Annotated in this window: 27 protein-coding genes; 16 read left to right on the forward strand and 11 right to left on the reverse strand. The window is 65.6% G+C overall.

Features of this window, described 5'->3' with window-relative positions; translation table 11 throughout:
- Positions 1-58 precede the first annotated feature (58 nt).
- Complete coding sequence (locus OE647_RS13490; RefSeq protein WP_263722268.1) at positions 59-742, reverse strand: DUF2461 domain-containing protein; 684 nt, start codon at positions 740-742, stop codon at positions 59-61.
- Positions 743-891: 149 nt separating this feature from the next.
- On the opposite strand from OE647_RS13490, the gene OE647_RS13495 reads away from it, so the two are divergent.
- Genes OE647_RS13495 through OE647_RS13505 form a run of 3 tightly spaced genes read left to right on the forward strand, consistent with a single transcriptional unit; the run spans position 892 to position 3,542 of the window.
- Entirely contained in the window at positions 892-1,785 is an 894-nt protein-coding gene (locus OE647_RS13495) for a PfkB family carbohydrate kinase (RefSeq protein WP_263722329.1), read from the forward strand.
- Complete coding sequence (locus tag OE647_RS13500; RefSeq protein WP_263722269.1) at positions 1,782-2,699, forward strand: pseudouridine-5'-phosphate glycosidase; 918 nt, start codon at positions 1,782-1,784, stop codon at positions 2,697-2,699. The genes OE647_RS13495 and OE647_RS13500 overlap by 4 nt, the downstream gene beginning before the upstream one ends.
- Positions 2,700-2,756: 57 nt before the next feature.
- On the forward strand, positions 2,757-3,542 hold the full coding sequence (locus OE647_RS13505; RefSeq protein WP_263722270.1) for a DUF502 domain-containing protein: 786 nt from the start codon (positions 2,757-2,759) through the stop codon (positions 3,540-3,542).
- On the opposite strand, the gene OE647_RS13510 is transcribed toward OE647_RS13505, so the two are convergent.
- Positions 3,543-4,316 (reverse strand): 3-hydroxybutyrate dehydrogenase, encoded by a 774-nt coding sequence (locus tag OE647_RS13510; protein ID WP_263722271.1) that lies wholly within the window; start codon positions 4,314-4,316, stop codon positions 3,543-3,545.
- Positions 4,317-4,588: 272 nt separating this feature from the next.
- Between OE647_RS13510 and OE647_RS13515 the strand changes: the two genes are divergently transcribed.
- From OE647_RS13515 to OE647_RS13530, 4 genes are all read left to right on the forward strand, one after another.
- Positions 4,589-5,455 carry a hypothetical protein gene (locus OE647_RS13515; RefSeq protein ID WP_263722272.1) on the forward strand — a complete coding sequence of 289 codons (867 nt, stop codon included), beginning with the start codon at positions 4,589-4,591 and terminating at the stop codon, positions 5,453-5,455.
- A gap of 251 nt (positions 5,456-5,706) precedes the next feature.
- Positions 5,707-7,521, forward strand: coding sequence for an extracellular solute-binding protein (locus tag OE647_RS13520; protein ID WP_263722273.1), 1,815 nt, complete (start codon positions 5,707-5,709; stop codon positions 7,519-7,521).
- Between the two features lie 4 nt (positions 7,522-7,525).
- On the forward strand, positions 7,526-7,639 hold the full coding sequence (locus OE647_RS13525) for an entericidin EcnA/B family protein (RefSeq protein WP_263722274.1): 114 nt from the start codon (positions 7,526-7,528) through the stop codon (positions 7,637-7,639).
- Positions 7,640-7,818: 179 nt separating this feature from the next.
- Positions 7,819-8,133, forward strand: a complete 315-nt coding sequence (locus OE647_RS13530; protein ID WP_263722275.1) for a hypothetical protein — start codon at positions 7,819-7,821, stop codon at positions 8,131-8,133.
- Here OE647_RS13530 and OE647_RS13535 read toward each other — a convergent pair.
- Positions 8,130-8,759 carry a helix-turn-helix domain-containing protein gene (locus tag OE647_RS13535; protein ID WP_263722276.1) on the reverse strand — a complete coding sequence of 210 codons (630 nt, stop codon included), beginning with the start codon at positions 8,757-8,759 and terminating at the stop codon, positions 8,130-8,132. The two genes, OE647_RS13530 and OE647_RS13535, sit on opposite strands and share 4 nt — an antisense overlap.
- A 99-nt stretch (positions 8,760-8,858) precedes the next feature.
- Between OE647_RS13535 and OE647_RS13540 the strand changes: the two genes are divergently transcribed.
- The 3 genes from OE647_RS13540 to OE647_RS13550 are packed head-to-tail and all read left to right on the forward strand — an operon-like array spanning position 8,859 to position 12,231.
- On the forward strand, positions 8,859-10,370 hold the full coding sequence (locus OE647_RS13540) for a class I adenylate-forming enzyme family protein (RefSeq protein ID WP_263722277.1): 1,512 nt from the start codon (positions 8,859-8,861) through the stop codon (positions 10,368-10,370).
- Positions 10,367-11,014 carry a DsbA family oxidoreductase gene (locus tag OE647_RS13545; RefSeq protein ID WP_412174953.1) on the forward strand — a complete coding sequence of 216 codons (648 nt, stop codon included), beginning with the start codon at positions 10,367-10,369 and terminating at the stop codon, positions 11,012-11,014. The genes OE647_RS13540 and OE647_RS13545 overlap by 4 nt, the downstream gene beginning before the upstream one ends.
- Positions 11,011-12,231 (forward strand): multidrug effflux MFS transporter, encoded by a 1,221-nt coding sequence (locus tag OE647_RS13550; protein WP_263722279.1) that lies wholly within the window; start codon positions 11,011-11,013, stop codon positions 12,229-12,231. Before OE647_RS13545 ends, OE647_RS13550 begins: the two co-directional genes overlap by 4 nt.
- Before the next feature lie 3 nt (positions 12,232-12,234).
- On the opposite strand, the gene mfd is transcribed toward OE647_RS13550, so the two are convergent.
- Together mfd and OE647_RS13560 are read right to left on the reverse strand one after the other, a co-directional pair.
- Positions 12,235-15,705 (reverse strand): transcription-repair coupling factor, encoded by a 3,471-nt coding sequence (gene mfd / locus OE647_RS13555; protein WP_263722280.1) that lies wholly within the window; start codon positions 15,703-15,705, stop codon positions 12,235-12,237.
- A gap of 42 nt (positions 15,706-15,747) precedes the next feature.
- Complete coding sequence (locus OE647_RS13560) at positions 15,748-16,284, reverse strand: component of SufBCD complex (protein ID WP_318527947.1); 537 nt, start codon at positions 16,282-16,284, stop codon at positions 15,748-15,750.
- A 107-nt stretch (positions 16,285-16,391) separates the two neighbouring features.
- On the opposite strand from OE647_RS13560, the gene hemB reads away from it, so the two are divergent.
- A complete protein-coding gene (hemB, locus tag OE647_RS13565) occupies positions 16,392-17,384 on the forward strand; it encodes a porphobilinogen synthase (protein ID WP_263722283.1) in 993 nt (330 codons plus the stop codon).
- A gap of 171 nt (positions 17,385-17,555) precedes the next feature.
- Positions 17,556-18,116, forward strand: coding sequence for a lipid-binding SYLF domain-containing protein (locus OE647_RS13570; RefSeq protein ID WP_263722284.1), 561 nt, complete (start codon positions 17,556-17,558; stop codon positions 18,114-18,116).
- Between the two features lie 87 nt (positions 18,117-18,203).
- Here OE647_RS13570 and OE647_RS13575 read toward each other — a convergent pair whose 3' ends face one another.
- Positions 18,204-19,076: an NAD(P)-dependent oxidoreductase gene (locus OE647_RS13575; RefSeq protein ID WP_263722285.1), complete on the reverse strand. Its 873-nt coding sequence runs from the start codon at positions 19,074-19,076 to the stop codon at positions 18,204-18,206.
- Between the two features lie 89 nt (positions 19,077-19,165).
- Between OE647_RS13575 and OE647_RS13580 the strand changes: the two genes are divergently transcribed.
- Positions 19,166-21,628 carry a penicillin acylase family protein gene (locus OE647_RS13580; RefSeq protein WP_263722286.1) on the forward strand — a complete coding sequence of 821 codons (2,463 nt, stop codon included), beginning with the start codon at positions 19,166-19,168 and terminating at the stop codon, positions 21,626-21,628.
- 128 nt (positions 21,629-21,756) lie between these two features.
- Positions 21,757-22,029 carry a putative quinol monooxygenase gene (locus OE647_RS13585; protein WP_318527948.1) on the forward strand — a complete coding sequence of 91 codons (273 nt, stop codon included), beginning with the start codon at positions 21,757-21,759 and terminating at the stop codon, positions 22,027-22,029.
- Positions 22,030-22,032: 3 nt separating this feature from the next.
- On the opposite strand, the gene OE647_RS13590 is transcribed toward OE647_RS13585, so the two are convergent.
- Genes OE647_RS13590 through OE647_RS13605 form a run of 4 tightly spaced genes read right to left on the reverse strand, consistent with a single transcriptional unit; the run spans position 22,033 to position 24,089 of the window.
- Positions 22,033-22,632, reverse strand: a complete 600-nt coding sequence (locus tag OE647_RS13590; RefSeq protein WP_263722288.1) for a lytic transglycosylase domain-containing protein — start codon at positions 22,630-22,632, stop codon at positions 22,033-22,035.
- A 40-nt stretch (positions 22,633-22,672) separates the two neighbouring features.
- Positions 22,673-23,245 carry a helix-turn-helix transcriptional regulator gene (locus tag OE647_RS13595; RefSeq protein WP_263722289.1) on the reverse strand — a complete coding sequence of 191 codons (573 nt, stop codon included), beginning with the start codon at positions 23,243-23,245 and terminating at the stop codon, positions 22,673-22,675.
- 16 nt (positions 23,246-23,261) lie between these two features.
- Positions 23,262-23,780 (reverse strand): cytochrome b/b6 domain-containing protein, encoded by a 519-nt coding sequence (locus OE647_RS13600; protein ID WP_263722290.1) that lies wholly within the window; start codon positions 23,778-23,780, stop codon positions 23,262-23,264.
- A gap of 60 nt (positions 23,781-23,840) precedes the next feature.
- A complete protein-coding gene (locus OE647_RS13605; protein WP_263722291.1) occupies positions 23,841-24,089 on the reverse strand; it encodes a PepSY domain-containing protein in 249 nt (82 codons plus the stop codon).
- Positions 24,090-24,333: 244 nt separating this feature from the next.
- On the opposite strand from OE647_RS13605, the gene ssb reads away from it, so the two are divergent.
- Positions 24,334-24,810, forward strand: a complete 477-nt coding sequence (ssb, locus tag OE647_RS13610; RefSeq protein ID WP_263722292.1) for a single-stranded DNA-binding protein — start codon at positions 24,334-24,336, stop codon at positions 24,808-24,810.
- Between the two features lie 117 nt (positions 24,811-24,927).
- Positions 24,928-25,230, forward strand: coding sequence for a phasin family protein (locus OE647_RS13615; protein WP_263722293.1), 303 nt, complete (start codon positions 24,928-24,930; stop codon positions 25,228-25,230).
- 3 nt (positions 25,231-25,233) lie between these two features.
- On the opposite strand, the gene aroB is transcribed toward OE647_RS13615, so the two are convergent.
- Positions 25,234-26,343, reverse strand: a complete 1,110-nt coding sequence (gene aroB, locus OE647_RS13620) for a 3-dehydroquinate synthase (RefSeq protein WP_263722295.1) — start codon at positions 26,341-26,343, stop codon at positions 25,234-25,236.
- Between the last annotated feature and the right edge of the window lie 2 nt (positions 26,344-26,345).

A 26,345-nucleotide genomic window follows, 5' to 3' on the forward strand; every position in this document is an offset into this window, starting at 1 on the left:
GCCAGCGCGCGGCCCTGTCCGTAAAGATACACCAATTGCCCCCGCTGGCCGACAGGAATCAGGACGGCGCACGCAACCAGGACAGAAGCGGCAGATGCGCGCGGGTAATCCTGGCCAGCCCTTCGGGCGCCTCGGAGGTAAACAGCCAGTCCGGCGCAGGTTGCGGCGAAGGTGCGCGCACGATCATGCTCTTGCGGCGCAGAAGAGCCTCCCAGGCGGGGGCGGCGTCATACCCCTTTGGCACCCGCGCGAGGTCGGGCGGATCGAGCCGGCTTCCGACACGCTCCGCCGCGGTGATCGCCTCCAGAAGCGCCCCGCGTTCGTCCGCATCGCAGACGCGCTGGCGTAGGCGATGAAGCGCCTGTGCCTCCAACCCGTAGTGCCCGGCGCCAAAGCCGAGCCTCTCGGGCGAGAGGACCAGATGCATCCCGGGTACCTTGTTGAAGGGCTCGCCCGTGGACAGGATCAGGTGCATCCGGGGCTGATAGGGCGTCTTGTCCTTCGAAAAGCGGGTGTCCCGATGGATGCGGCCGAGCGACGCGTTGAGTTTCGGCACCGCGAGCAGCCGGGGGCTCATCTCTGCGCAGAGCGGCGCGAGCGCCTCGATCAGGTCGAGCCCGGCCTTGAGCCAGTGCGCCTCGTACTCCGTGCGATGCGCCGCGAACCACGCGCGGTCATTGTTGGCCGCGAGCCCGGCAAGAAAGTCGAAGGTGGCCCGATCCAGGCCGGAATATCGGGTCATGACACCCCCCTGACTCAATCGCGACAGTCCGCCTCTTTATGATAATGCGCCATCATAGCGCACGATCGCCCCAAGATCAGCCGAGAAGTTGCGAACAGCGGTCGTGCGGAGCGCTTGCCCCGGCAGGGAATTCCCGGCAAAGCAGGATGATGAAGAACGCGCCCGACATCCTGTGCATCGGTTCGGTCCTTTGGGACATCATCGGACGCACGCCCGTGCATATGGCGGCGGGCGCGGATGTCCCCGGGCGGATCACGCGGTTGCCGGGCGGCGTCGCCATGAATATCGCGATGACGCTTTGCCGCTTCGGCCTGCGCCCCGCGCTTCTCAGCGCCGTCGGGCGTGACGCCGAGGGCGACGAGCTGATCGCGGCGGCCGAACGCCTGGGGCTCGACTGCGGCCATGTCTACCGGTCCGAGGATCTGCCGACCGACCGCTACATGGCGGTCGAGGGCGCGAACGGGTTGATCGCGGCCATCGCCGACGCCCATTCGCTGGAGGCTGCGGGCGACAAGATCCTGCGCCCCCTGACGGACGGCGCGCTTGGCCGTCCCGATGCCCCCTGGGCGGGCGCGGTGGCGCTTGACGGCAACCTGACGGTCGGCCTTCTGGCCGATATCGCGGCGGCGCCCGCTTTCGCGGCGGCGGATCTTCGGATCGCGCCCGCTTCGCCAGGCAAGGCCGAACGTCTGCTGCCGCTCCTGCCGATGGCGAACGCCACCATCTACGTCAACCTTGAGGAGGCCGGGATCCTCTGTCAGCGGCGCTTCGCCTCGGCGACCGAGGCGGCCGAGGGGCTGATTGCCCGGGGCGCGCGCCGCGTGCTGGTCACGGACGGCGGGCGCAAGGCCGCCGATGGCGCGCCCGACGGGGTAATCGCCGCCGATCCGCCGCCGGTCCTCGTCACCCGCGTGACCGGGGCGGGCGATACCTTCATGGCGGCCCATATCGTGGCCGAACGGCGCGGGCTGCCGCGTGTCGAATCCTTGGCCGCCGCGCTGGACGCCGCTGCCCAATACGTATCGGGAGATATCGGATCGTGACTGCCCTGCCCCTGACCTTTTCGCCCGAAGTCGAGGAAGCCCGCCGGATCGGCGCGCCAATCGTGGCGCTGGAATCGACGATCATCACCCATGGGATGCCCTATCCGCAGAACCTCGAAACCGCGCGCCGGGTCGAGGAGGAGGTGCGACGCGCGGGCGCCGCGCCTGCGACCATCGCCGTCATGGGCGGGCGCATCCACATCGGTCTTGCCGCGGCAGAGCTTGAGGCCCTGGCACGAGCCAGGAACGTCATGAAACTCAGCCGGGCCGACATTGCCGCCTGCCTCGCGCTTGGACGCACCGGGGCGACGACGGTTGCCGCCACGATGATCGCCGCCCACCTCGCGGGGATCGCGGTTTTTGCCACCGGCGGGATCGGCGGCGTGCATCGAGGCGCGGAGACAAGCTTCGACATCTCCGCCGACCTGTCGGAACTTGCCACGACGCCGGTGACGGTCGTCGCGGCGGGCGCCAAGGCGATCCTGGACCTGCCGAAAACGCTTGAGGCGCTGGAGACCATGGGCGTCCCGGTCATCGCCTTCGGACAGGATGAGTTTCCCGCCTTCTGGTCGCGCAGCTCGGGCCTTGCCGCGCCGCTCCGGATGGACAGCGCCGCCGAGATTGCCGCTACCCACAAGATGCGCGGAACGCTCGGGCTTGCCGGGGGGCAACTGGTCGCCAACCCGATCCCGACCACCGCCGAAATCCCCCGCGCCGAAATCACCCCGGTGATCGAGAAGGCGCTGGCCGAGGCAGAGGCACAGAGGATCGCCGCCAAGGCCGTCACCCCGTTCCTGCTGGCCCGCATTTTCGAGTTGACCGAGGGCCGGTCGCTTGCCGCGAACATCGAGCTTGTGCTGAACAACGCCCGGCTTGGCGCGGCGATCGCGGCAGAGCTTAATCGCCTCGGGTAACCCATTGGCTTCTGCCCGGCGAATGCCTACATTCGCGCGGCGAACAGGGGGCGATGCATGGAAACCGGACATACGGGTGATGAACATCCGACACATCATCCCCACAAGCGGCGGGGCCTGATCGCGCGTTTCCGCGCAAACTTCCTGACCGGGCTCGTGGTCATGGCACCGGTCAGCCTGACCTTCTGGCTGATCTGGAAGGTGACGGGCTGGATTGACAGCTGGGTCCTGCCCTTCATCCCGCAGCGCTACCGGCCGACGGACCTGATCCAGGACCTGTTCTGCGCCACACCGCTGCCGGGCCAGGGCCCGGACGACCTGCCCTTCTGGTGTGTCGAGGGCGCGCTGGACCTGCGCGGCATCGGTGTGATCATCTTCCTGATCTTCACGGTGTTCATCGGGTGGATCGCCAAGGGCATTCTCGGCCGCTCGCTCATCGCCTGGGGCGAGAGCATGGTGGACCGGATGCCCGTCGTCCGCTCGATCTACAACGGCGTGAAGCAGGTCACCGAAACCGTCTTCAACCAGACCGAGTCCAAATTCGACAAGGCCTGCCTCATCGAATACCCGCGCCCCGGGATCTGGGCCATCGGCTTCGTCTCGACTGCCGCGAAGGGAGAGGTCCTGAAGCGCCTGCCCGAGGACGAGGTGATGACGGTCTTCCTCCCGACCACACCGAACCCGACCTCGGGGTTCCTGCTCTATGTGCCCAAGCAGGATGTCACCTTCCTGGACATGAGCGTCGAGGACGCGGCAAAGCTCGTCATCTCCGCCGGGCTTGTCTACCCCTCCCCCAAGCCCGCGAAGACGCCGGCGGCGGGGCCGGTACGCCCCGCCCCCTGATCAGAGCGCCGTCCAGCCGCCATCAACAGAAATCGTCGTGCCGGTGATCTGCGCCGCTGCGGCGGAGCACAGAAACGCGGTGGTTCCACCGATTTCCTCGACGGTCGCGAACTGGCGAGACGGCTGGCGCAGCAGCATGACCTCCCGGATCACCGTTTCCCGGTCCATGTTGTGCACCTTCATCTGGTCGGGGATTTGCGACTCGATCAACGGCGTCAGCACGTAGCCGGGGCAGATCGCGTTACAGGTGATCCCCTGCCCCGCGGTTTCCAACGCCACGGTCTTGGTCAGGCCCACGACCCCGTGCTTGGCCGCGATATAGGCCGACTTGAACGGCGAGGCCGTCAGCCCGTGCGCCGAGGCGATGTTGACGATCCGCCCCCAACCGCGTTCGCGCATCCCGGGAAGCGCCGCGGCCGTGGTGTGGAAGGCCGAGGAAAGATTGATCGCGAGGATCGCGTTCCACTTCTCGACCGGAAACTCATCGACCGGTGCCACATGCTGAATGCCCGCGTTGTTCACCAGGATGTCGCAGCCGCCCGCAGCGTGAACTAGGGCGCGGCAATCCTCGCCCACCGACATGTCCGCCTTGATGTAGCGCGCCCGGACACCATGCTCGGCGCCGATCCGTTCGGCCAGCGCGTGGTCCTCTGCCCGGTCGGTGAAGGAGTTCAAGACGATGTTGGCGCCTTGCTTGGCCAGTTCGATGGCCACGCCAAGCCCGATACCTGAGTTGGAGCCGGTGACGATGGCGGTCTTGCCAGAAAGGTTCATGATAATTCCCGTTTTCGTTGCGCTGCGGCGAGAATAGGTGCTGCGCGCGCAAAGAACACGAAAAACTTTGCCCTTCGGGGTCATGGCCATGCGGCATAAAAGAGGCCATGTCGCGAAACCGTGTTGGTCCGCGATGCGGGACAAAGTGAACCTTTGCGCAGGCTGCCGTCTAGAATTGCATCGCTTCGCCCAAATATACCCGGATATTCCACGTCGAAATGAGGTATTTGACGGGGACAGGCAGTCTATCCCGACTGCCTGCCGCGTGGGGGATGCAGATTGCCTCGGGCAACCGTGGCTACTACCATCGCGGTATGCTCGTTATCTCTGCTTTTCCACAATTTTTCGGCTTGATGGTTTGCATCGCCAGCGCCGGACTGAGTTGCGCCGCGTCACGAGCATCTGCAGAGCTTCACTTCGACCCGGCTACATGCTCCGAAAATCCTGGCGGCAAGATGATCGTCCGTCTTGTGACTGGCATCGCCTTCGCTGTTCCGCCCGACACCGTAGACATTGCCTCTGCCGAGCCTGACCCGGACGGAGAGCCGGGTGAACCGCCCGGCTGTCCGGGGAACCCTTTCAGGACTGTAGCTTTGTCCCTTCTTCCGCACGGCGAGCCGATTTTCGACACTCGTACAACCGCGCTGTTCTGGAACGTCGACATCCGTATTATCAAGCTCATCGGGAACGACTATGGGGCCGAGGCCAATCGCTACCTTTTGGAAAGCTACACCATCTTCGCGGAGCAAAGGGGGAACTGCGGCAAGTCTCCAGAAGGGCTCTCCATCTGCTATCATTGTCGCGAGGATGCAGACCGTTCCGGATACTGCGAAGACAAAAACGGGATGGGCGCATCGAGCGACGGTCGTATCATCGAGCGCGCTGGCTTTCACGTTGTCGACGCAGAATCCGCGACCGGCTCCGATGACCTGCCGTGGATAGCGTCCTGTGGAAGCGAGTCCTCCGGAGGGGCGCGGCTCTGCTTCGCCGAATACACGCCGCAGAGCGGACTGAGCGTAGCCTATGCGTTCGGACTGACAAGGTTGGATATGAGCGTATTGCGGGAAATGGATCAGTCGCTTCGTGACGGTATCCAAGAACTGCGAGCGCCAGAGTACGATGGCGAAGATCTGCGCTGACCCGGCGATCGGAATGTCCGCCCGGGGCTCAAACCGGACCAACCCGGTTTCGCGACATGGCCTAAAAAAACGCCCGCGCGAGGCGGGCGTTAAGTTATTGAGGCAGGTTTCATACAGGCAAGAAACCTATCGAGCAGTAGCGTCTTTATACGCGGTTCACTGCCACTGTCCAAGCTAAAAGTTTGAAAAGGCTGGGAAGCCAAGTTAGCCTGTCCGCCAATGAGAACGGGCAGACAGGGATTGTTGCGCAAATGAGATCGGTTTCTTTCGCGGGCTTTGCGCAGGCCCTGTCCTGCGTTGTGATTCTGGCTGCGACGAGCCCAGCCCAGGCAGAGCCTGGCCATGGCATAGCTATGTATGGCAAGCCCGCCCTTCCACCCGATTTTGTGTCGCTTCCCTATGCCAATCCCGATGCCCCCAAGGGCGGGCGGATCGTTTTCGGCGAAGCGGGGGGCTTTGATTCGCTCAACCCCTACATTCTGAAAGGCTCCGCCCCCTGGGGCCTTGGGTTGCACACTGTCGAAACCCTGATGGCCCGCTCAATCGACGAACCTTTTACGCTCTACGGCCTGCTCGCCGAATCGGTGGAAACGGATGAGGCGCGGAACTGGGTGGAGTTTACGCTGCGGCCCGAGGCGCGCTTCTCGGACGGAAGCCCGGTCACGGTCGAGGACGTGATGTGGAGCTACGAGACGCTCGGCACCCTCGGCCATCCACGCTACCGCAACACCTGGGGCAAGATCGCGAAGATGGAGCAGACCGGCGAACGCTCCGTCCGCTTCACCTTCAATGCCGAGGACCGCGAACTGGCGCTCTTGATGGGCATGCGGCCAATCCTGAAAAAGGCGCAGTGGGAGGGCAAGGACTTCGCCGAAAGCTCGCTTGAGGTCCCGCTCGGCTCAGGCCCCTACACGGTTTCCGGTTTCGAACCGGGCCGCTTCATCACCTTCCGCCGCGACCCTGACTACTGGGGCGCGAACCTGGGCTTCAACCGCGGCCTGCACAACTTTGATGAGATCCGCTACGACTATTACGGCGACGGCGACGTGACCTTCCAGGCTTTCACGGCTGGGGAGACCTCCACCTTCCGCGAATCCAGCGCCTCCAAATGGCAGAGCGCTTACGACTTCCCGGGCGTGAAATCAGGTGAGGTGATCAAGGCCGAGATCCCGAACCAGCGTCCCTCGGGCATCACCGGGCTAGTGATGAACACCCGCAACCCGGCCTTCGACGACTGGCGCGTGCGCGAGGCGATGATCCAGGCGTTCAACTTCGACTTCGTCAACCAGTCGATCAACGGCGGGTCCGAGCCGCGCATCACCTCCTACTTCTCGAACTCGCCGCTAGGCATGGGCGACGGCCCCGCAACCGGCAAGGTGGCCGAACTCCTCGCCCCCTTCGCCGCTGATCTGCCCCCCGGCACGATCGAGGGTTATGCCCTGCCCCAAGGCGACAAGGACCGGGCGGTAAACCGCAAATCCCTGCGCAAGGCGACCGCACTTTTCGAGGAGGCGGGCTGGACCGTCCAGGACGGCGTGATGCGGAACGCCGAGGGCACCCCCTTTACGTTCGAGATCCTGCTTCAGTCCGGCGCGACCCAGACCGAGCAGGTCGTGGACATCTACGTGCAGGCGTTGAAGGCCCTCGGGATCGTGCCGACCGTCACGGCCGTCGACAACGCTCAGTACAAGGAGCGGACGAACACCTATGTCTTCGACATGGCCTGGTACACGCGCTCGCTTTCGCTGTCGCCGGGCAACGAGCAGATGCTTTACTGGGGCGCCTCGGGCATTACCGAGCCTGGCACGCGCAACTGGATGGGCATGAACTCCCCCGCCGCCGAGGCGATGATCGCCGCGATGGTCGGATCGCGCGGACAGGACGATTTCGTGGCCGCGACCCAGGCGCTCGACCGGATCCTGACGGCGGGGCGCTATGTGATCCCGGTCTGGTACAGCCGCGTTTCGCGCCTTGCTTACGACCGGCATCTTCACTACCCGGAGTGGATTCCGCTATACGGCGACTGGCCCGGATTCCAGCCGGAAACCTGGTGGTATGAGGACTGAGAGCATGAAGAAACTGATCCTTTTGACATTCCTCGGCGCACTGGCCGCCTGCAACACCGTCGCCGGCGCCGGCGAGGATGTCTCTGCCGGCGCCCGAACGGTTCAGGGCTGGTTCTGACCCGCACGATCGCCTGGACGCAGGCACCACGCCATCCGACGTCGCGTCGGATGACCTGATATCATGCGCTTCGTTTCCGCGCGAAGCGCATCAAACTTTTCGTTTACCCTTCCGAAACGCTTTTCGCATCACCACTTCAGGTGCAAAATCAAGTTGCAAGTCACTGCCGGAGAAGACCAATGAAATGGCATCACGTTCAGGAAAACTGGTTCGCGTTCTTTGACGCCATTCTGGACAAGTGGCCCGAGGCCGACGAGGCGGAGCTTGAGGAAATCGACGGCGACCAGCGCGCCTTCATCGCCTATATCGCCGAACTGACCGAACAGGAGGTCTCCGAAGCGCGGGAAGAAATCCGCGACTGGCTGACCGGAGAGCTTCCTTCCGACGTGGTGATGGACCCGCGCCACGATGACCATTCGATCAACCTGTCGGCCAAATACCTGCCCGAGGGCGAGGATGAATCCGACGACGACGCGCGCTACGGCGACGACTAGGCGAGGCTTGTCACCCAAAGAACGGTCGCGTCCTCCGGGCTCACCGACACGACGTTGTGGCCCATCGCTGCATCGTAATAGGCACTGTCGCCCCGGCGAAGTTCAACAGGCTCATAGAACTCCGTGTAAAGCTTCACAATTCCGGTGAGGACATAAAGGAACTCCTCGCCCTCGTGGCGCACCCAGCCGTCGAACTCCTCCGGCTTTCTGGCCCGAATCCGCGCCCGGTAAGGCAACATCTGCTTGCGCGTCAGCGCCGCGGCCAGAAGCTCATGCTCGTAGGTCGTGGTCAGATGGGCCTGGCCCTCGCCCGACTTGGTGACCGCCATCCGGCCGTTGACCTGCGCCTGGGCGGCGGGCGTGAAAAGCTGCGGAACCGAGATCGACAGCCCCTCCGCCAGCTTCTTCAGCGCCTCATAGGTGGGCGACATCTGCCCGTTTTCGATCTTCGACAGGGTCGAACGCGCCAAGCCCGCCTGCCCCGCCGCCTGCTCCAGCGTCCAGCCCCGCGCCTTGCGCAAATCACGCACGCGCTTGCCAAGGTCGAGCGGCTCTGCCGGGGCGGCCTCTGCCTCGCTCACGCGGGCGATGCGGATCAGGCGCGCATTGTCGGTCGGTTTAGTCATCCAGGCTCCACCTGCGCTATCCAGCGTAGATCAGATCTGTGCATTAGCGCGTTTTCCTTGTGCCTTGCAACGCCCCGGCAAGGGGGGTAGCGAAGGCGCATGCTTTCCCTCAGCCAGCCCCCTCGTCCCGTTTCGCCGGTTGCGTCCTTCAATCTCGCCGCGCATGTCCTGGCGCGCGCCGAGGCGCTGGGCGACAAGATCGCCCTGCAGATCCTGCGCCCGACGGGGGCCGAACGGTGGAGCTACGCGCGCCTCTCTGCCGCCGTGCGCGGCGTTGCAACGGGTCTGTTGGCTGAGGGCGTCGCCCCCGGCGACCGGGTGCTTCTGCGGCTGGGCAACGGGGTGGAATTTCCGCTCGTGTTTCTGGGCGCCATCGCGGCGGGCATCGTGCCCATCGTCTGTTCAAGCCAGCTGACCCAGCCCGAGATTGATCGCATCGCCCAGGACCTTCGCCCCAGGCTTGCCGTCGCGGGCGCGGGCGTCACCCGACCCGAAGGGCTGCGCGTGATCGAGGCCGAGGCGCTGAGGCGCATGGAGACGCTGCCCCCCGCCCCCTTCGCGATGGGTGCGGACGATCGCCCGGCCTATGTGATCTACACCTCCGGCACCTCCGGCGTGCCGCGCGCGGTGCTGCATGCCCATCGCGCGATCCTGGCGCGCCAGATGATGTTCGAAGGCTGGTATGGTTTGACCGAGGCCGACCGGGTCCTGCACGCGGGCGCCATGAATTGGACCTACACGCTGGGGACCGGATTGATGGACCCTTGGACGGTTGGCGCAACCGCGCTTGTGCCCGCCGCCGGGGTGACGCCCGACCAGATTCCCCTCCTTCTGAAGCGCTTCGATACGACGATCTTCGCCGCAGCACCAGGGGTTTACCGCCAAATGCTCAAGTCCGGTCAGCCCCTCGTCCTGCCCCGCTTGCGCCACGGGCTCTCAGCCGGGGAAAAGCTGCCGGAGGCGACGCGCAAGGCGTGGCTGGAGGCCACGGGGACGCCGATCCACGAAGCCTTCGGCATGTCGGAGTGCTCAACCTTCGTATCGGGCGCGCCCAGCCGCCCGGCGCCGCAGGGCACGCTTGGCTACGTCCAGCCCGGGCGCGCCGTCGCACTTCTTGACCCCGCCGGCGCCCCCGTCCCGCGCGGAGAGGAAGGAACCATCGCCGTCCACCGCTCCGATCCCGGGCTGTTCCTGGGCTATGCCGACGCGCCGGAAGAGGCCGCCGTGCGGTTCCAGGGTGACTGGTTCCTGACCGGCGACCGCGCCGTGATGGCGCAGGACGGGGCGATCACCTACCTGGGACGCGCCGATGACATGATGAACGCAGGCGGCTTCCGCGTCGCCCCGGCTGAGGTCGAGGCCGCACTGGCACATGTTCCGGGCCTTGAGGCCTGCGCCGCGATCGAAGCGCGGGTCAAGGCAGACGCAAGCGTCATCGCGGTGATCCATTCCGGCACGGCGACCGAAGAGGCCCTGAAAGCCGCGGCCGAGGCCGGGCTCGCCCGCTACAAGCAACCCCGCATCTACCTTCATCAGGACACCCTGCCGCGCACGGCGACGGGCAAGATCAACCGCCGGTCCCTTCGTGAGGAATGGGAGAAATCACATTGATAAAACTCGATATTCTATCCGATCCCGTCTGCCCGTGGTGCTATATCGGCAAGGCGAAGCTTGACCGCGCGCTGGAGGCACGGCCCGACCACCCCTTCGAGATCGAATGGCATCCCTTCCAGCTCAACCCCGAGATGCCGAGGGGGGGCATGGACCGGCGCACCTATCTGGAATGGAAGTTCGGCGGCAAGGACGGGGCGGTGCAGGCCCATGTGCCGATCATGCAGCACGCGGCCAAGGCCGGGGTCGAGTTGAACCTCGACCAGATCACGCGCTCCCCCAACACGCTGGACGCGCATCGACTGATCCACTGGGCGGGGCTTGAGGGTCGCCAGACCGCCATGGTCTCCGCCCTTTTCCGGGCCTATTTCCGCGATGGTCGCGATATCGGCGACACCGAGGTTCTCGCCGACGTGGCCGCGTGCGTCGGCCTGGATCGCGCGATGATCGCGCGGCTGCTGGCCGGTGATGGCGATCGCGAGGAGATCGCCGCGCGTGACGCGCATGCCCGCGAACGCGGCGTGAGCGCGGTACCGACCTTCGTCATCGCCAACACCTACGTCCTTAGCGGTGCGCAGCCGGCCGAAACCTGGATCAAGATCATCGACGAAATCGTTGAAAAAACGAAAGATACAGCATCATGAGTAGCTCGGTTGATACCCCGCCTGTGCGCGGCCGCCTGGCTTTGGCCGAGTTCACGGCGATGATCGCCATGCTGTTCGCGACCATCGCCTTTTCCATCGACGCGATGCTGCCCGCCCTTCCTCAGATCGCGGCTGAACTTACGCCCGACGCCGTGAACCACGCACAGCTGATCCTGACGGCCTTCGTGCTGGGGATGGGGCTGGGCACTGCCTTCGCCGGGCCGATTTCGGACGCGACGGGGCGCAAGCCCGCCATCGCCGGGGGCTTCGCGCTTTACATCGGCGGCGCGGTTCTGGCCCATTACGCCCCGACGATCGAGCTTCTTCTGGCCGCCCGCGTCATCCAGGGCCTTGGCGCGGCGGGTCCGCGGATCGTCGGCCTCGCACTCGTGCGCGACCTTTACGAAGGTCGGGAGATGGCGCGCGTCACTTCCTTCGCGATGACGATCTTCATGATCGTGCCAGCCGTCGCGCCCTCGATCGGCGCGCTGATCATCGGGTTTGCGGGCTGGCGCGCGGTCTTCCTGGCCTTCGTTCTTTTCGGGCTGATCGCGACGGGCTGGGTCAGCCTCCGCCAGCCCGAGACGCTGCCCCCCGCCCACCGCCGGCCCCTCTCGGGGCACAACATCTTGCTTTCCGCGCGGGAGGTCCTCTCGAACCGCGACATCCGAATCTATACCGTCGTGATGACCCTGGGCTTCGGACAGATGTTCGGCCTTCTGTCCTCTGCGCAGCAACTCTTCGCCGAAACTTATGACCAGGGCGAAAATTTTCCGAAGTGGTTCGCGCTGATGGCGGGGATCGCCGCGACTGCGTCGATCCTGAACGCGAAGCTCGTGATGCGGGTGGGGATGCGGCGGCTCGCCACCGACGCCTATCTGTGGCAGGCGATCTCCTCGGTGGTGGTAATGGCCTTGGTGCTGGGCGGGATCGGGACGGGACCCTTTGGCTTCGCGGTGTTCTTCCTTTGGGGGTCGAGCGTCTTTTTCATGGCCGGTCTGACGTTCGGCAACCTCAACGCATTGGCACTGCAACGGATGGGCCATATCGCAGGCATGGCGGCCTCCGTGATCTCGGCTATCTCGACGGTCTTTGCGGTGATGATCGCGGGGCCGCTTGGGCAGGCCTTTGACGGGACCGCTGTGCCCGTGATCGCAGGCGTGGTTCTCTGCTCGACGCTTGCCTGGCTCCTGATGCGGCGGACGCTGCCGCACTAGGGCTCAGGCGCTGGCCCGCTTGGCTTTGGCGGTTTTTTCCGTTGCGACGACCTTCTCGGCCAGATCGCGCGCCACGGCGAAGGCACCCTTGACCTTCTCCGCCTCCGAGGCCCAGGCGCGGGTCAGGATCACCTTGTTGTCCTTGACCTTCGCCTGACCCTTTTCGGCCTGGAGGAACTCGACCAGACCCGCCGGGTCGGCGAAACGGTCGTTGTGGAACTGGATCGTGATGCCCTTCGGTCCGGCGTCGAGCTTGGCGATGCCTGCCCGCTTGCACATCGCCTTGATGCGGACGACGACGAGGAGGGTGTTGACCTCTTTCGGCAGGTCCCCGAAACGGTCGATCAACTCGGCGGCAAAGCCCTCAAGCTCGACCTTGGTGGTCAGGCCGGAAAGCCGCCGGTAAAGGCCAAGCCGCACGTCAAGGTCCGGGACGTAATCCTCTGGGATCAGGACGGGAACGCCAAGGTTGATCTGCGGCGCCCACTGGCCGTCGTCGTCGGGGCCCTGGAGGTCGCCCGACTTCAGCTTGGCGATCGTTTCCTCGAGCATCGCCTGATAAAGCTCATAGCCGACCTCGCGGATATGGCCCGACTGTTCCTCGCCCAGAAGATTGCCCGCCCCGCGCAGGTCAAGGTCCTGGCTGGCCAGCGAAAAGCCCGCGCCGAGGCTGTCGAGCGACCCAAGAAGCCGCAACCGCTTTTCCGCCGCGGGCGTCAGCGGCGCGCGCGGCTTGGTGGTCAGGTAGGCATAGGCGCGCGTCTTGGACCGGCCCACGCGGCCTCGGATCTGGTAGAGCTGCGACAGGCCGAACATGTCGGCGCGATGCACGATCATCGTGTTGGCGGTCGGGATGTCTAGACCGCTTTCGACGATCGTGGTCGCCAGCAGGACGTCATATTTGCCGTCATAGAAGGCGTTCATCCGCTCATCGAGATCGCCCGCCGCAAGCTGGCCATGGGCGACGATATAGCTGACCTCGGGCACATGGGTTTTCAGGAAATCCTCGACCTCCGGCAGATCGGCGATGCGCGGCACGACGTAGAAGGACTGCCCACCGCGGAAATGTTCGCGCAGGAGCGCCTCGCGGATGGTGACGGTGTCGAACTCCGACACATAGGTACGGATCGCCAGGCGGTCGACCGGCGGCGTGCCGATTATGCTGAGATCCCGGACACCTGTAAGCGAAAGTTGAAGCGTACGCGGGATCGGCGTGGCGGTCAGCGTCAGCACGTGGATCTCGCTGCGCATCTCCTTCAGGCGTTCCTTGTGGCCGACGCCGAAGTGCTGTTCCTCGTCGATGACCAGAAGGCCAAGGGTGCGGAACTTGACGGTCTTGGCCAGCACCGCATGGGTGCCGATGACGATGTCCACAGTTCCCTCGGCCAGCCCCTGGCGGGTCAGGGCAGCATCCTTGGCCGAGACAAAGCGCGAGAGCGGGCGCACGGTGATCGCGGTGCCACGGAAGCGTTCGGCAAAGGTCTTGTAGTGCTGGCGCGCCAGCAGCGTGGTCGGCGCGATGACCGCAACCTGCACGCCCGACATCGCGGCCGCAAAAGCCGCGCGCATCGCGACCTCGGTCTTGCCGAACCCCACGTCGCCGACGATCAGGCGATCCATGGGGCTGCCTTCCGAAAGGTCAGTCACGACCTCCTCGATCGCCGCCATCTGGTCGTCGGTTTCCTGGTAGGGGAAGCGGGCGCAGAAGGCATCCCAGTCGTGGTGCGGGGCCTCGAGGATCGGGGCGGAACGCAGCGCGCGTTCGGCCGCCACCCGCATCAGGCGCTCCGCGATCTGGCGGATGCGTTCCTTGAGCTTGGCCTTCTTCGCCTGCCAGGCGCCGCCGCCCAGCCTGTCGAGAAGCCCCTCTTCGTGCCCATAGCGGCTGAGCAGTTCGATGTTCTCGACCGGCAGGTAAAGCCGGTCTCCGCCTGCGTATTCGAGCGAGACGCATTCGTGCGGGGCGCCAAGGGCGGTGATGGTCTCCAGCCCCTTGTAGCGCCCGACGCCGTGTTCGACATGGACGACAAGGTCGCCGGGCGACAGCGATTGCGCCTCGGTCAGGAAGTTTTCGGCGCGGCGGCGCTTCTTGGCGCCCCGGATCAGCCGGTCGCCCAGCACGTCTTGCTCGGAGATAACGGTCAGGCCGGTGGCCTCGAACCCGTGTTCCAGCGCCCAGACCGCAAGCCAGAGGCCGCCCTTGCCTTCGCCCACATCACGCATGTCGCGGGCAAGGCCGGGGCCGGCGACGCCCTCGTCCTCCAGAAGGCCCTTGAGGCGTTCGCGCGCACCCTCGGAATAAGAGGCGACGACGACCTGCCCCTCCTTCAAACGAGCTTTCAGATGGTCCGCCAAGGCACGGAAAAGGCTCACGTTTTCCAATTGGCGTTCGGGGGCGAAATTGCGACCGATACGCCCGCCCATGTCCAGAACGCCCGGACCTGTCGGCTGCGGAAGGGCCACCAGTTGCAGCGTGCGCAGGCCCGCCACGGCGGCGTTCCAGGCCGTATCATCCAGGTAAAGCAGGCCCGGCGCGCAGGGCTTGTAGACGGAATCCAGCCGGTCGCGACGCTTCATCGCCTCGGCCCGCGTGTCGTACTGATCCGCGATCCCTTCCCAGCGCGCGAGCCGCGCGGGCGTCAATTGGTCGTCCAGCATGACCGAGGCGCCGGGAAGGTAGTCGAAAAGCGTCTCCAGCCGGTCATGGAAGAATGGCAGCCAGTGTTCCACGCCCGCGTGTTTGCGACCCGCGCTGACGGCCTCGTAAAGCGGGTCGTCATTGCCCGCGGCGCCGAACTCGATCCGGTAGTTCTGGCGGAACCGGGTGATCGAGGGCTCATCCAGGATGACCTCGGACACCGGGGCAAGATCGACGCTGGTCAGCTTTTCCGTCGTGCGCTGGGTCGCGGCGTCAAAGCGGCGCGCGCCGTCGAGGACATCGCCGAAAAGGTCAAGCCGCACGGGCCCGCCCGCGCCCGGCGGGAAGATGTCGATAATTCCACCCCGGATCGCATAGTCGCCCGGTTCCGACACCGTCGAGGTCTGCGAAAAGCCCATGCGGACCAGGTAGTCGCGCAAGGCGGCTTCATTCACGCGGGTTCCGACCTTTGCGGTGAAGCAGGCGGATTTCACGACCTCCCGCGCGGGCACGCGCTGCGTGGCGGCGTTGAGCGTGGTGAGCAGGATGAACGGCCCGGAAAGACCCGCCGCCAGCGTGGCGAGCGCGGCCATCCGCTGTGCGGACACGTCGGGGTTGGGCGAGACGCGGTCGTAGGGCAGGCAATCCCAGGCCGGGAAAGTCAGCACCGGCGCATCGGGGGCGAAGAAGGCCAGCGCGGCACGCATCGCCTCCATCCGTTTGTCGTCGCGCGCGACATGGACGACGGGCGCGCCTTTTTCAAGCCCGCGCGCCAGAAGCAGTGCGTCAAACCCCTCGGGCGCGCCCGACAGCGTGATGTGATTTTCCCGGTTCATGCCGCTCACCTATCCGCCCGTCGCCGGAAGTCAACCCGCGTCTCAGTGAGGCAGGACCGAGATGTTGATGTTCTGGATCATGCCCCACATCACGGTGACAAAGATCGACACGACCCCGACGCCCTGGATGGCCATGCGATGACGGCTCAGCCGCTTGCGCAGGGATTCACCGCTGTCCCCGTCCTGCGCGATGCGCCGGGCGGTGCGCAGGGTCAGCAGCGCGACGAGCCCAAGCGGAAAGATGATCAGGAACAGCGCCTGGCAGATCTCTACCGCGTAATAGAAGCCCAGAAGCGCAAGCGTCGTATAGATGGCCGACCCGATCGCCGTCAGACCAAGGCCCGCGGTCTGCGCGATATAAAGGACGCGGTTGACGCAAAGGCGCGTGAACTGCTCAAGCTCCGTTTCCGCCTCGCCGCCAAAACGGCGTGCGCGCAGGACCATGTCGAAGGGGATGCCGATCACCCAGTGGCTGGCCTGCGACCAAGTGACAGCCAGCGCGATCCAGTACCAGAGGTTCGAGAACGATCTGAGGTCGATCACCTCGGAAATCAGTACCTTCCACTCCACGCGGCACATCCCTTTTTTTACCTGAGCCAGATGCTAGCCTCGCTCTGCGGCGCTTTCCACCCTTGAGATGATCGCCGATCCATGCGACCCGATAACGCAACAGGAAAGGCACGATCATGACCCCGACCCAGGCCCCCTTCCCCGCCACCCGCTTTCGCCGCCTGCGCCGGACGCCCGCGCTGCGCGGCCTCGCGCAGGAAACGCACCTGTCGGTCAAGGACCTGATCTGGCCGATCTTCGTGACCGACGTGCCCGGCGCCGACGCGCCCGTGGCCTCGATGCCCGGCGTCGCCCGTGTGACGGTCGAGGGCGCGGTCCGCGCGGCGGAAGAGGCCGCGCGCCTCGGCATCCCGGCGATCTGCCTGTTTCCCTATACCGATGCGGCCCTCAGGACCGAGGCCTGCGAGGAAGCCTGGAGCCCCGAGAACATCACCAACCGCACGATCCGCGCGATCAAGGCCGCCGTTCCCGATGTGGCGGTAATGACCGACATCGCGCTCGACCCCTACAATGCCAACGGGCATGACGGTCTGGTGCGCGACGGGATCATCCTGAACGACGAAACGGTCGAGGCGCTGGTGCGCATGGCGCTGGCCCAGGCCGAGGCGGGGGCGGATATCCTCGGCCCCTCTGACATGATGGACGGGCGTATCGGGGCGCTGCGCACGGCGCTTGAGGGTGCAGGCCATTCGGACGTGGCGATCCTGAGCTATGCGGCGAAATATGCCTCGGCCTTCTACGGTCCTTTCCGGGATGCGGTCGGCGCCGGCGGGCGGCTGGTCGGCGACAAGAAGACCTACCAGATGAACCCGGCCAATTCGGACGAGGCGATCCGGCTGGTCGCGCGCGACCTTTCCGAAGGCGCGGACATGGTGATGGTCAAGCCGGGGATGCCCTACCTGGACATCTGCCGCCGGGTGAAGGACGCCTTCGGCGCGCCGACCTACGCCTACCAGGTGTCGGGCGAATACGCGATGCTGATGGGCGCGATCGAGCGCGGCTGGCTGAAGGAGGAGGTGATCCTCGAAAGCCTGATGGCCTTCCGCCGTGCGGGTTGCGACGGGGTGCTGACCTATTTCGCACCGCGCGTCGCAAAGATGTTGGGCTAGGCCGGCGGAGATCCGCCACACCCTCGCCGCTGCGGGATCGGTGGCAGATCCAGCCCCAAGACTTGATGACAGAAGGCAAAAAACCCACTATAGCTGGTAGGAGAACGGCCCCAAGAGGCCGCCCGGCGCAGTATCCCTGCGTCTGACGAGGCAACAGAGCGGAGTATTGACATGAGCGGTTTGACGCGGCGGAGCGTGGTTCTGTCGGGGGGCGCGGCCTTTGGCCTTGCGGCCTGTGGCAACGGTCTGGGCGGGGACGGAGCGGCCAAGCTCGACGCGCGGGTCGATGCCGCGCGTGACTACCTGGTGACGACCTATCCCGGCACGCGCGACCTGATGGCCAAGGCGGTGGGCGTGCTTTATGTGCCGCTCGTCACCGAGGCCGGGATCATCACCTTCGGCGGATCCTACGGCAAGGGCGCGCTGCGCATCAACGGGGCGACGGTCGATTATTACTCGGCGGCGCAGGCAAGCGTCGGCTTGCAGATCGGCGCGCAGCAATACGCGCATGCGCTGTTCTTCATGACGCCCGAGGCGCTGAGCGAGTTCCGCACGTCGCCGGGCTGGGTGGCGGGTGCGAACATGGCCTATGCGCTGCCCGACCAAGGTGGGTCGCTCGGGGCGGACACGACGACCTCGCTCGCGCCGGTGATCGCGCTGGTCTACGGGCAGTCGGGCTTCATCGCCGGAGCCAAGCTTACGGGCACAAAATACACCCGCATCATTCCGTGAACTCGGTTTGGGCCCGGGTGCCGCCCGGGCCGATGCGGGCGGGGGCTCTGCCCCCGCACCCCCGGGATATTTGGGAAAAGAAGAGGATCAGCCGAGTTTTCTGAGCCGCGCGATGAGGCTTGACGTGTCCCAGCGCCCGCCATCCATCTTCTGCACGTCCTTGTAGAACTGATCGACCAGTGCGGTGACCGGAAGGCTCGCGCCGATCTCGTCCCCGGTTCTGAGGCAGATCCCGAGGTCCTTTCGCATCCAGTCCACCGCGAACCCGTAGTCGAACTTGCCGTCGGCCATGGTCTTGTGGCGGTTCGCCATCTGCCAGCTGCCAGCGGCGCCCTGGCTGATGACCTCGACCAGTTCGACGATGTCGAGCCCCGCCTTTTCGGCGAAGTGCAGACCCTCGGAAAGTCCCTGGACAAGACCCGCGATGCAGATCTGGTTGACCATCTTGGCAAGCTGCCCCGCACCGGTATCGCCAAGGCGGCGGCAGATGCGCGCATAGGCGGCAATCACGGGCTCGGCGCGGGCGTAGGCGTCTTCCGACCCGCCGCACATGACGGAAAGGACGCCGTTTTCGGCCCCTGCCTGCCCGCCCGAGACGGGCGCATCAACGTAGCCCAGCCCCAGCTCCGCCGCAGCGGCGGCCAGTTCGCGCGTGACCGCCGCCGAGACGGTGGTGTGATCGACAAAGACCGCCCCCTTGGCCATACCTGCGAAGGCGCCGGCCTCGCCCAGGCAGACGGAGCGCAGGTCGTCGTCATTGCCGACGCAGGCCATCACGAACTCAGCGCCCTTCGCCGCTTCGGCGGGGGTGGCGGCCGCGCTGCCGCCATGTTTTCCGACCCAGGCCGCGGCCTTTGCCGGGGTGCGGTTGTAGACCGTCACCGAATGCCCCTTGGCCTGGAGGTGCCCCGCCATCGGGAAACCCATCACTCCTAGCCCGAGAAATGCCACCTTCGCCATTGCCGTCTCCTCTGGTCATTGCGGTCGGGACCGTTCTGCCCTAGTTAACCGCCCTGCCCCGTTCGTCAACCGCGCTATCGCAGGTCCAGATGTATACCGCCTTCAGTTGGCTCTTGCGTATCGTCGTTCTGGCTGTTGCCCTGGTGGTGGCGGGCGCCTCGCTGGCCTATTACTTCGCCAGCCGCTCCTTGCCCGACTATGACGCGAGTTTCGCGCTCGCGGGCCTCGACGGCGAAGTGGAGATCGTGCGCGACACCGCCGACGTGCCGCATATCTTCGCGACCAGCGACCGCGACACCTTCTTTGCGCTGGGCTTTGCGCATGCGCAGGACCGGCTCTGGCAGATGACGCTGCTTCGCCGTACCGTCCAGGGCCGCCTGTCGGAGATCTTCGGCGAGCGGACGCTGGTGGTGGACGAGCTGATGCGGCGGCTCGACCTTTACGGGATCGCAACGCGGTCGGTCAGCGTTCAGGACCCGGCGACGCTTTCTGCGCTTCAGGCCTATGCCGAGGGCGTCAATGCCTGGATCGGCGAGGTCAATGCCGATGCGAAGGGCCGCGGCGCACCGGAGTTCTTCCTGTTCTCGAACGAGATCGCCTATTGGCAGCCTGCCGATTCCATCGCGATCCTGAAGCTGATGGCGCTTCAGGTCTCGGGTCATCTGGAGCGCGAGGTTCTGACCGCGCGGCTGTCGCTTCTGTCCGATGATTGGGTGAAGGATCTTCTGCCCGAAGTTCCGGGGCCGGGCACCGCCGCCCTGCCCCCTTTCGCAAGCCTTTTTCCGACCGTGCCGCGATCCTACGCCGCGCTGAACATTGGTCCCCAAGATCCGCTTTCGCCGTTCCGGCGCGGGGCTTTCGCAGGGGCGTCAAACGCCTGGGCCGCCGCGGCCGAACGCGCGGCGGCGGGCGCCCCACTTCTGGCCAACGACCCGCACCTGCCGTTTTCTGCGCCCACGGTCTGGTATCTCGCCCATATGGAGCTTGAGACCGGCGGCGTCATCGGGGGCACGATCCCCGGCATCCCCGCGATCCTGACGGGGCGCAATGACCGGCTGGGCTGGGGCATCACCTCCGCTTATCTCGACGACCAGGATGTGCATATCGAGGAGCTGAACCCCGGCGATCCGGAACGCTACCGCACAGCGGACGGTTGGAAACCCTTCGAGACCAAGAAGGCGATCATCACGATCAAGGACGCGCCACCGGTGACCGTTACCCTGCGCTGGACCGACAACGGGCCGGTGCTGCCGGGGTCGCATTACGACCTGGGCTCGGTCACGCCGCAGGGCTATGTGGCTTCGCTGTCCTGGACCGCGCTCGACCCGGCAGACCGGTCCATCGGCGCGGCGATCGACATCATGCGCGCGCGAACCGTGGAACAGGCGATGGCGGCGGGTGAGAACTACGTCGCACCGGCGCGGAACCTTGTCCTTGCCGGGCCTGATGGCGTCGGCATGGTGATGATCGGCAAGGTGCCCCGGCGTGACGCGGCGCATCAGACCAAGGGGCGCATGCCCTCGCCCGGCTGGATCGCGGAGAACCGCTGGCAGGGCTACTTTCCCTATTCCGACAACCCGCGCTTCCAGAACCCGGAGGGCGGCATCGTCGGCAATACCAACAACAAGACCATCGACCGGCCGTTCCCGGAAAACGTCAGCGATTACTGGGGCGACAGCCAAAGGGTGCAACGCTGGACCCGGCTGATGCAGGAACGTGAGGTCCATAGCCGCGAAAGCTTCATGGCAGCCCAGCTTGACACAACCTCTCCGGCGGCGCGCGCGCTTCTGCCGCTGGTCGCCGCGAACCTGTGGTTCACGGGCGAGGCCGCGCCGGAGGGCACACAGGACCGGATGCGGCAGCGCGCGCTCGACCTTCTCGCGAACTGGGACGGAGAGATGAGCGAGCATCTGCCCGAGCCGCTGATCTACGCCGCCTGGATGCGGGCGCTCCAGTTCCGGCTGATCCGGGATGAGCTTGGCCCCCTGGCCGAGGAATTCAACCATCTTGAGCCGCTGTTCATCGAGCGGGTGTTCCGCGACGTGGACGGCGCCGGGCGCTGGTGCGATGTGCTGCGCTCCGCCCCCGTGGAAAGCTGCGACGAGATCGCGCGCCTGGCGCTGGACGACGCGCTGGTGACACTGTCCGCCCGTTTCGGCAGCAATGTCGAAAGCTGGCGCTGGGGCGAGGCGCATCAGGCGACCCATGACCATTCGGTGCTGGGAAAGATGCCGGTGCTCAAATGGTTCGTGAACATCCGCCAGTCGACCTCGGGCGGCGACAACACGCTGTTGCGCGGCAAGACCGCCGGGACGGAACCGGAGCCCTTCCTGAACGTGCATGGCGCGGGCTATCGCGGCGTTTACGACTTCGCCGACCCGGACAGCTCGGTCTTCATCCTGTCGACGGGGCAGTCGGGGCACCCGCTCAGCCGGCACTACGACGACCTGTCAGAGCTTTGGCGGCGGGGCGAATACATCCCGATGTCCCTGGACCCGGATCTGGCGCGTGCGGCGGCCACCGGGATCACGCGGCTCTCTCCGGCCCCGTGAGGCACGCCTGACGGACCCCGGCGCACGTTTTTCGTGGAAATGACGCGCGATCTCTCGCAAGAAGGGTTCCAGGGGCATCCGCTCCCCCGTGAAAGCCCCGAAACAAAGGCCGCGCCCCCTTGTCCCAGGTGATCCTGACCGGCTTCCTGATCTGCCGCTCGCTGGAAGAGGCCGACCGCGTGTCGCACCTGCTGTCGGACCACATCCGCCTGACGCGGGCCGAGGCGGGTTGCCTCAGCTTCGAGGTCTTCCGCTCCATGGCCGATCCGCTGCGCTTCGCGGTGCGGGAGGTGTTTCGCGACCGTGCGGCCTTTGCGGCGCATCAGGACAGGGCTGCAGCTTCGGTCTGGGGGCGGGCGACACGCGGCATTCCGCGCGACTATCGGATTGAGGGCGCCTGAGGCTCAGCTGCCGAGGATCGCCTTCACATAGCCTTGGGTCTCGGCGTAGGGCGGCACCCCACCGTGGCGTGCAACCGCCTCCGGCCCGGCGTTGTAAGCCGCCAGCGCCAGACGCCAGTCGCCAAAGCGGTCGTACATCATCCGAAGATAGCGCGCGCCCCCGTCCAGGTTCTGCTTGGGGTCCGTGGCATCGACGCCAAGCCGCCGCGCGGTCGCGGGCATGAGCTGGGCCAGACCCTGCGCGCCCTTGTGCGACACGGCCGACGGGTTCCAGCCGGACTCCCGTTGCACCAGCCGCAGGAACAGGTCCTGCGGAACGCCGTGCCGGTCTGCCGCAGCCTTCGCGGTGTCAAGGTAAAGCCCGCGGTAGCGCCCCGAATAGCTTGGGATGGAAACCGAATTGGGCGCGATCGCCGTCGGAAGCACCTTGGCCGAAGCGGCATATTGCGTCGCCAGCCGGGTGTCGAGCAATGCCGCCTGCTGCTTGAAAAGTGCGCTCCGCGAGCCCGACTTGGTGGTGGTGAAGACAAGTCCTTCTGCCGCGACTGAAAGCGGCAGCACGATCATGACCACCGCAGAAGCCCAAGCCACTACCCGACGCATGGATCCCTCATCCCGCAAACTGCGCGCGACTATACAGATTTTAACCGTCCGTTCCAGATTTTTGCACCGGGTGGCGCGCGGCATCTTCGCGCGGCCCGACCTTGGCAGAAAGCGCGCCGTTCATCAGATCCTCGATCAGCAGGCTGGCAAGTTGCGACCGCCCCGTCACCCCCGCCTTGCGGTAGATGGCGTTCAGGTGGGCCTTGACCGTCGCCTCGGCCGAGCCGCGCATTTGCGCGACCTCGGCAATGGAATAGCCCTTGATCGTGAAGGCAGCGACATCGGCTTCGGACACGGTCAGGCCCCAGTCCTCGAAATACTGCTCCATCAGGTCGTGCAGCGCGCCCGAAGCCGCGGACAGCGCGCGCTCTGCATGGGCCTGCCGGCGTAAAAGGCCGGCGAGGAAGATGCCCTCGACCGCCGCGCCCGCCAAGAGCGCGAGGTTCGCCGTCAGTTCGAGCGAGGAGTGCAGCAGGCTGAAGTCGGGCTGCCGGTACTCCATGAAGTCGTGCGCGATATCGATCAGGAAAAAGACCGCGCAGAACCCCTGCAAGACGATCAGCACGACAAGCGCCGCGCTGATCGTGCTGGTCTTGGCCGTGAAGCTTGGCATTCCCGCTCCCGCCCCGTCAGGGCATTTCCTTGTACCCGGTCACCATTGACTTCGGCAGGTTGATCCCGAGCCTGCGGCTTTCATAGACCGCCCCGGCGATATGGGCCAGGACCGAGACCTCGGCCCAGGTCACCAGGATCTCATGCGCCTCTTCGACCCAGCCGATGCCGAAGAAGGTGTCCGTCGTCATCATGTATCCAGTGACGCAGATCGCGATGAGCGACAAGAGCAGGTTGTAGATCATCCAGGCGCCCAGCGGGGAATGGCCGACATGGGGATGATTGCGCCCCGCCGCCATGTCCGAAAGCTGCGCCACCGCCGCCTCGACCGAGGGCGGGAAATCCGCAAATCGCGCGTGTCGTGTGCCAGTCAACCCCCAAAGGATGCGCAGGCAGACGAGGAAGAAGATCGCGTAGCCAATCCATTCGTGCAGCTTGCCTTCGGCATCGGTAAGCAGCGCGTTCGCGGCGAACCCGACCGCGACCGTCCAGTGAAAGGCCCGCACCACCGGGTCCCAGACCTTGACCTTGGTCATTCCATCTCTCCCCAATTGACGGGAAAGGGCGCCGCGATCCGGCGGCGCCCCGTTCCGGGATCAGCTGTCGCTTTTCGACTTCACGATTTCGAGCGCGTCATTGAGGTAAAGTTCGACCTTCTTGCCGTCCTTCATCGCGTAGACTTCGTAGTAGCCGTCCTCCGTATCGATCCGGCGGACTTCGTAGCCCTCGGCCGTCAACTGCTCGGTGATCTGGGTCTGCGTGGCCGCGTCGATCTTCTCGGAGGCGTGGGCGGGAACCGCGATGCTGGTGGCGGCAAGCAGGGCTGCGGCGATGATGGTCTTCATGGGTATCTCCTTGGATGCGGCGCAGCGACCTGCCGCGCTCTGCCGCCGATTTGCCCGACGCCGGCGCCGCCCGAAATTGGACCGGAGGTGTAGACGGCACCCAATCGCGCCTCTACAACCCGGGTTTGACAGCGGGATCGCGCCGATCTTCGGCGCCTTTACGCTTTCTCTGCCGGGCTGGGCTGAATATACCGTCGGGGAACCAGAATCTTTCTGGCAACAAGAATCTTTCGGAGGACGTTTCATGGCGGGGTCAGTCAACAAGGTCATTCTCATCGGGAATCTCGGGCGCGACCCAGAGGTGCGTTCCTTCCCGAACGGCGGCCGCGTCTGCAACCTGCGCATCGCCACCTCCGAAACCTGGCGCGACCGCAACACGGGCGAGCGCAAGGAGCGGACCGAATGGCATTCGGTCGCCATCTTCAACGAGAACCTCGCCAAGATCGCGGAGCAGTACCTGCGCAAGGGCTCGAAGGTCTATCTGGAAGGGCAGCTGGAGACCCGCAAATGGCAGGACCAGTCCGGGCAGGAGCGCTACACGACCGAGGTCGTCCTGCGCCCGTTCCGCGGCGAGCTGACGCTGCTTGACGGCCGTGACGGCGGCGGTAGCGGTGGTGGCGGCCAAGGCGGCGGCTACGGGGACGGCGGCTACGGCGGCGGATCGGGTGGCGGCGCCGGTGGTGGCGGACGGTCCGACCTGGACGACGAAATCCCGTTCTGAGCGGCGGCCTGCCCCGGAAGGGGATCCTGGCGCTGATCACCTGACCTGGATCATGGCGCGCCCCCGACGGGGCGCGCTATTCTTTCATCCGATCAGAAGACAGCAAAGGGGGCTGAGATGACGACCAATAAGAAGGCACAAACGATGCCGGGCCTTCCGGCCGCATGGTTTTCCATGGATGCTGTCGAGAAGCTTGGCGATATCGGGGCTGAGTTCATGGGCTTTCTGGCCGCGCGCATCCAGGAGGATGTCAAGACGCAGCATGCGCTGCTTCATTGCAAGGACCCAGTCGAGTTACGCAAGGTCCAGGAAGAGTTCCTGCAAACCGCGGTTGATCAGTATTCGGCACAGGCAGGCCGGATGACCGAACTGACCAACGCCTTCCTCGCCTCGATGATGTTGCCGCCGGTCGACGACTAGCCCTCAGCGCCCGGCCAGCGCGTCCTCCAGCAGGCGCCGCACGATACCGGTATCGATGTCGGTGGCGACAAAGGACTCCCCGATGCCGCGGGCGAGGATGAAGCGGAGTTTGCCGTCGATGACCTTCTTGTCCTGCGCCATCAGGGCAAGAAGGCCCTCCGCCCCCGGTAGATCGCCCGGAATGTCGGCAAGATCGCATTTCATGCCCATGGCCTTCAGATGCGCCCGCACACGGCTCGGCGCCTCTTGCGAACATAGCCCCAGGCGCTGCGACAGTTCGAAGGCCAGCGCGCAGCCGATGGCGACGCCCTCCCCGTGCAAGAGGCGGTCGGAATAGCCGGTCGCAGATTCAAGCGCGTGGCAGAAGGTATGACCAAGGTTCAGCAGCGCACGGTCGCCCTCCTCGGTTTCGTCGCGCTCGACGATGCGGGCCTTCATCTCGACCGAGCGGCGCACGGCGTATTGGCGGGCCCCGGCGTCGCCTGCGGCCATGGCGGGGGCGTTCTGCTCAAGCCAATCGAAGAACGCGGCGTCCCCCAGAAGGCCGTATTTCACGACCTCGCCATATCCCGCCAGGAAATCGCGGGCGGGGAGCGTGTCCAGCACATCGATATCGGCCAAGACCAGCGCGGGCTGGTGGAACGCGCCGATCAGGTTCTTGCCGTGGACGGAGTTGATGCCGGTCTTGCCGCCGACCGAACTGTCCACCTGCGAAAGCAGCGTTGTCGGGATCTGCACGAAGCGCACGCCTCGGCGCAGAACGGCGGCCGCGAAGCCCGCGAGGTCCCCGATCACGCCGCCGCCGAACGCGATGACGATGTCGCGGCGTTCGACCTTTTCGGCCAGAAGCCAGTCCACCGCGCGGGAAAACTGCGGCCAGCCCTTGGTGGATTCCCCGGCTGGCAGGGCAAGCGACGTCATCTCGATATCGCCCAACCCCGCGCGCAGGCTTTCAAGGTGCAGTCCGGACACGGTTTCATCGGTCAAGACCGCGACCCGGCGGCGCTTGAGAAGCGGCGCGATCTCCTGCCCCGCGCGCGCGATCAGGCCGGGTCCGATCCTCACGTCATAGGCCCGCGCGCCCAGATCCACCCTCACGCTGTCAAACGTCATCT

Origin of the sequence: Albidovulum sediminicola, from assembly GCF_025751575.1 — a bacterium.
GTDB classification, from domain to species: Bacteria; Pseudomonadota; Alphaproteobacteria; order Rhodobacterales; family Rhodobacteraceae; genus Albidovulum; species Albidovulum sediminicola.

What these genes read in the sequence shown, in the direction of transcription:
- OE647_RS13490 (WP_263722268.1), bottom strand. Translation starts at nt 742, where the DNA reads ATGACCCGATATTCCGGCCTGGATCGGGCCACCTTCGACTTTCTTGCC.
- OE647_RS13495 (WP_263722329.1), top strand. Translation starts at nt 892, where the DNA reads ATGAAGAACGCGCCCGACATCCTGTGCATCGGTTCGGTCCTTTGGGAC.
- OE647_RS13505 (WP_263722270.1), top strand. Translation starts at nt 2,757, where the DNA reads ATGGAAACCGGACATACGGGTGATGAACATCCGACACATCATCCCCAC.
- OE647_RS13510 (WP_263722271.1), bottom strand. Translation starts at nt 4,316, where the DNA reads ATGAACCTTTCTGGCAAGACCGCCATCGTCACCGGCTCCAACTCAGGT.
- OE647_RS13515 (WP_263722272.1), top strand. Translation starts at nt 4,589, where the DNA reads ATGCAGATTGCCTCGGGCAACCGTGGCTACTACCATCGCGGTATGCTC.
- OE647_RS13520 (WP_263722273.1), top strand. Translation starts at nt 5,707, where the DNA reads ATGAGATCGGTTTCTTTCGCGGGCTTTGCGCAGGCCCTGTCCTGCGTT.
- OE647_RS13525 (WP_263722274.1), top strand. Translation starts at nt 7,526, where the DNA reads ATGAAGAAACTGATCCTTTTGACATTCCTCGGCGCACTGGCCGCCTGC.
- OE647_RS13530 (WP_263722275.1), top strand. Translation starts at nt 7,819, where the DNA reads ATGAAATGGCATCACGTTCAGGAAAACTGGTTCGCGTTCTTTGACGCC.
- OE647_RS13535 (WP_263722276.1), bottom strand. Translation starts at nt 8,759, where the DNA reads ATGACTAAACCGACCGACAATGCGCGCCTGATCCGCATCGCCCGCGTG.
- OE647_RS13540 (WP_263722277.1), top strand. Translation starts at nt 8,859, where the DNA reads ATGCTTTCCCTCAGCCAGCCCCCTCGTCCCGTTTCGCCGGTTGCGTCC.
- OE647_RS13550 (WP_263722279.1), top strand. Translation starts at nt 11,011, where the DNA reads ATGAGTAGCTCGGTTGATACCCCGCCTGTGCGCGGCCGCCTGGCTTTG.
- mfd (WP_263722280.1), bottom strand. Translation starts at nt 15,705, where the DNA reads ATGAACCGGGAAAATCACATCACGCTGTCGGGCGCGCCCGAGGGGTTT.
- OE647_RS13560 (WP_318527947.1), bottom strand. Translation starts at nt 16,284, where the DNA reads ATGTGCCGCGTGGAGTGGAAGGTACTGATTTCCGAGGTGATCGACCTC.
- hemB (WP_263722283.1), top strand. Translation starts at nt 16,392, where the DNA reads ATGACCCCGACCCAGGCCCCCTTCCCCGCCACCCGCTTTCGCCGCCTG.
- OE647_RS13570 (WP_263722284.1), top strand. Translation starts at nt 17,556, where the DNA reads ATGAGCGGTTTGACGCGGCGGAGCGTGGTTCTGTCGGGGGGCGCGGCC.
- OE647_RS13575 (WP_263722285.1), bottom strand. Translation starts at nt 19,076, where the DNA reads ATGGCGAAGGTGGCATTTCTCGGGCTAGGAGTGATGGGTTTCCCGATG.
- OE647_RS13580 (WP_263722286.1), top strand. Translation starts at nt 19,166, where the DNA reads ATGTATACCGCCTTCAGTTGGCTCTTGCGTATCGTCGTTCTGGCTGTT.
- OE647_RS13590 (WP_263722288.1), bottom strand. Translation starts at nt 22,632, where the DNA reads ATGCGTCGGGTAGTGGCTTGGGCTTCTGCGGTGGTCATGATCGTGCTG.
- OE647_RS13595 (WP_263722289.1), bottom strand. Translation starts at nt 23,245, where the DNA reads ATGCCAAGCTTCACGGCCAAGACCAGCACGATCAGCGCGGCGCTTGTC.
- OE647_RS13600 (WP_263722290.1), bottom strand. Translation starts at nt 23,780, where the DNA reads ATGACCAAGGTCAAGGTCTGGGACCCGGTGGTGCGGGCCTTTCACTGG.
- OE647_RS13605 (WP_263722291.1), bottom strand. Translation starts at nt 24,089, where the DNA reads ATGAAGACCATCATCGCCGCAGCCCTGCTTGCCGCCACCAGCATCGCG.
- ssb (WP_263722292.1), top strand. Translation starts at nt 24,334, where the DNA reads ATGGCGGGGTCAGTCAACAAGGTCATTCTCATCGGGAATCTCGGGCGC.
- OE647_RS13615 (WP_263722293.1), top strand. Translation starts at nt 24,928, where the DNA reads ATGACGACCAATAAGAAGGCACAAACGATGCCGGGCCTTCCGGCCGCA.
- aroB (WP_263722295.1), bottom strand. Translation starts at nt 26,343, where the DNA reads ATGACGTTTGACAGCGTGAGGGTGGATCTGGGCGCGCGGGCCTATGAC.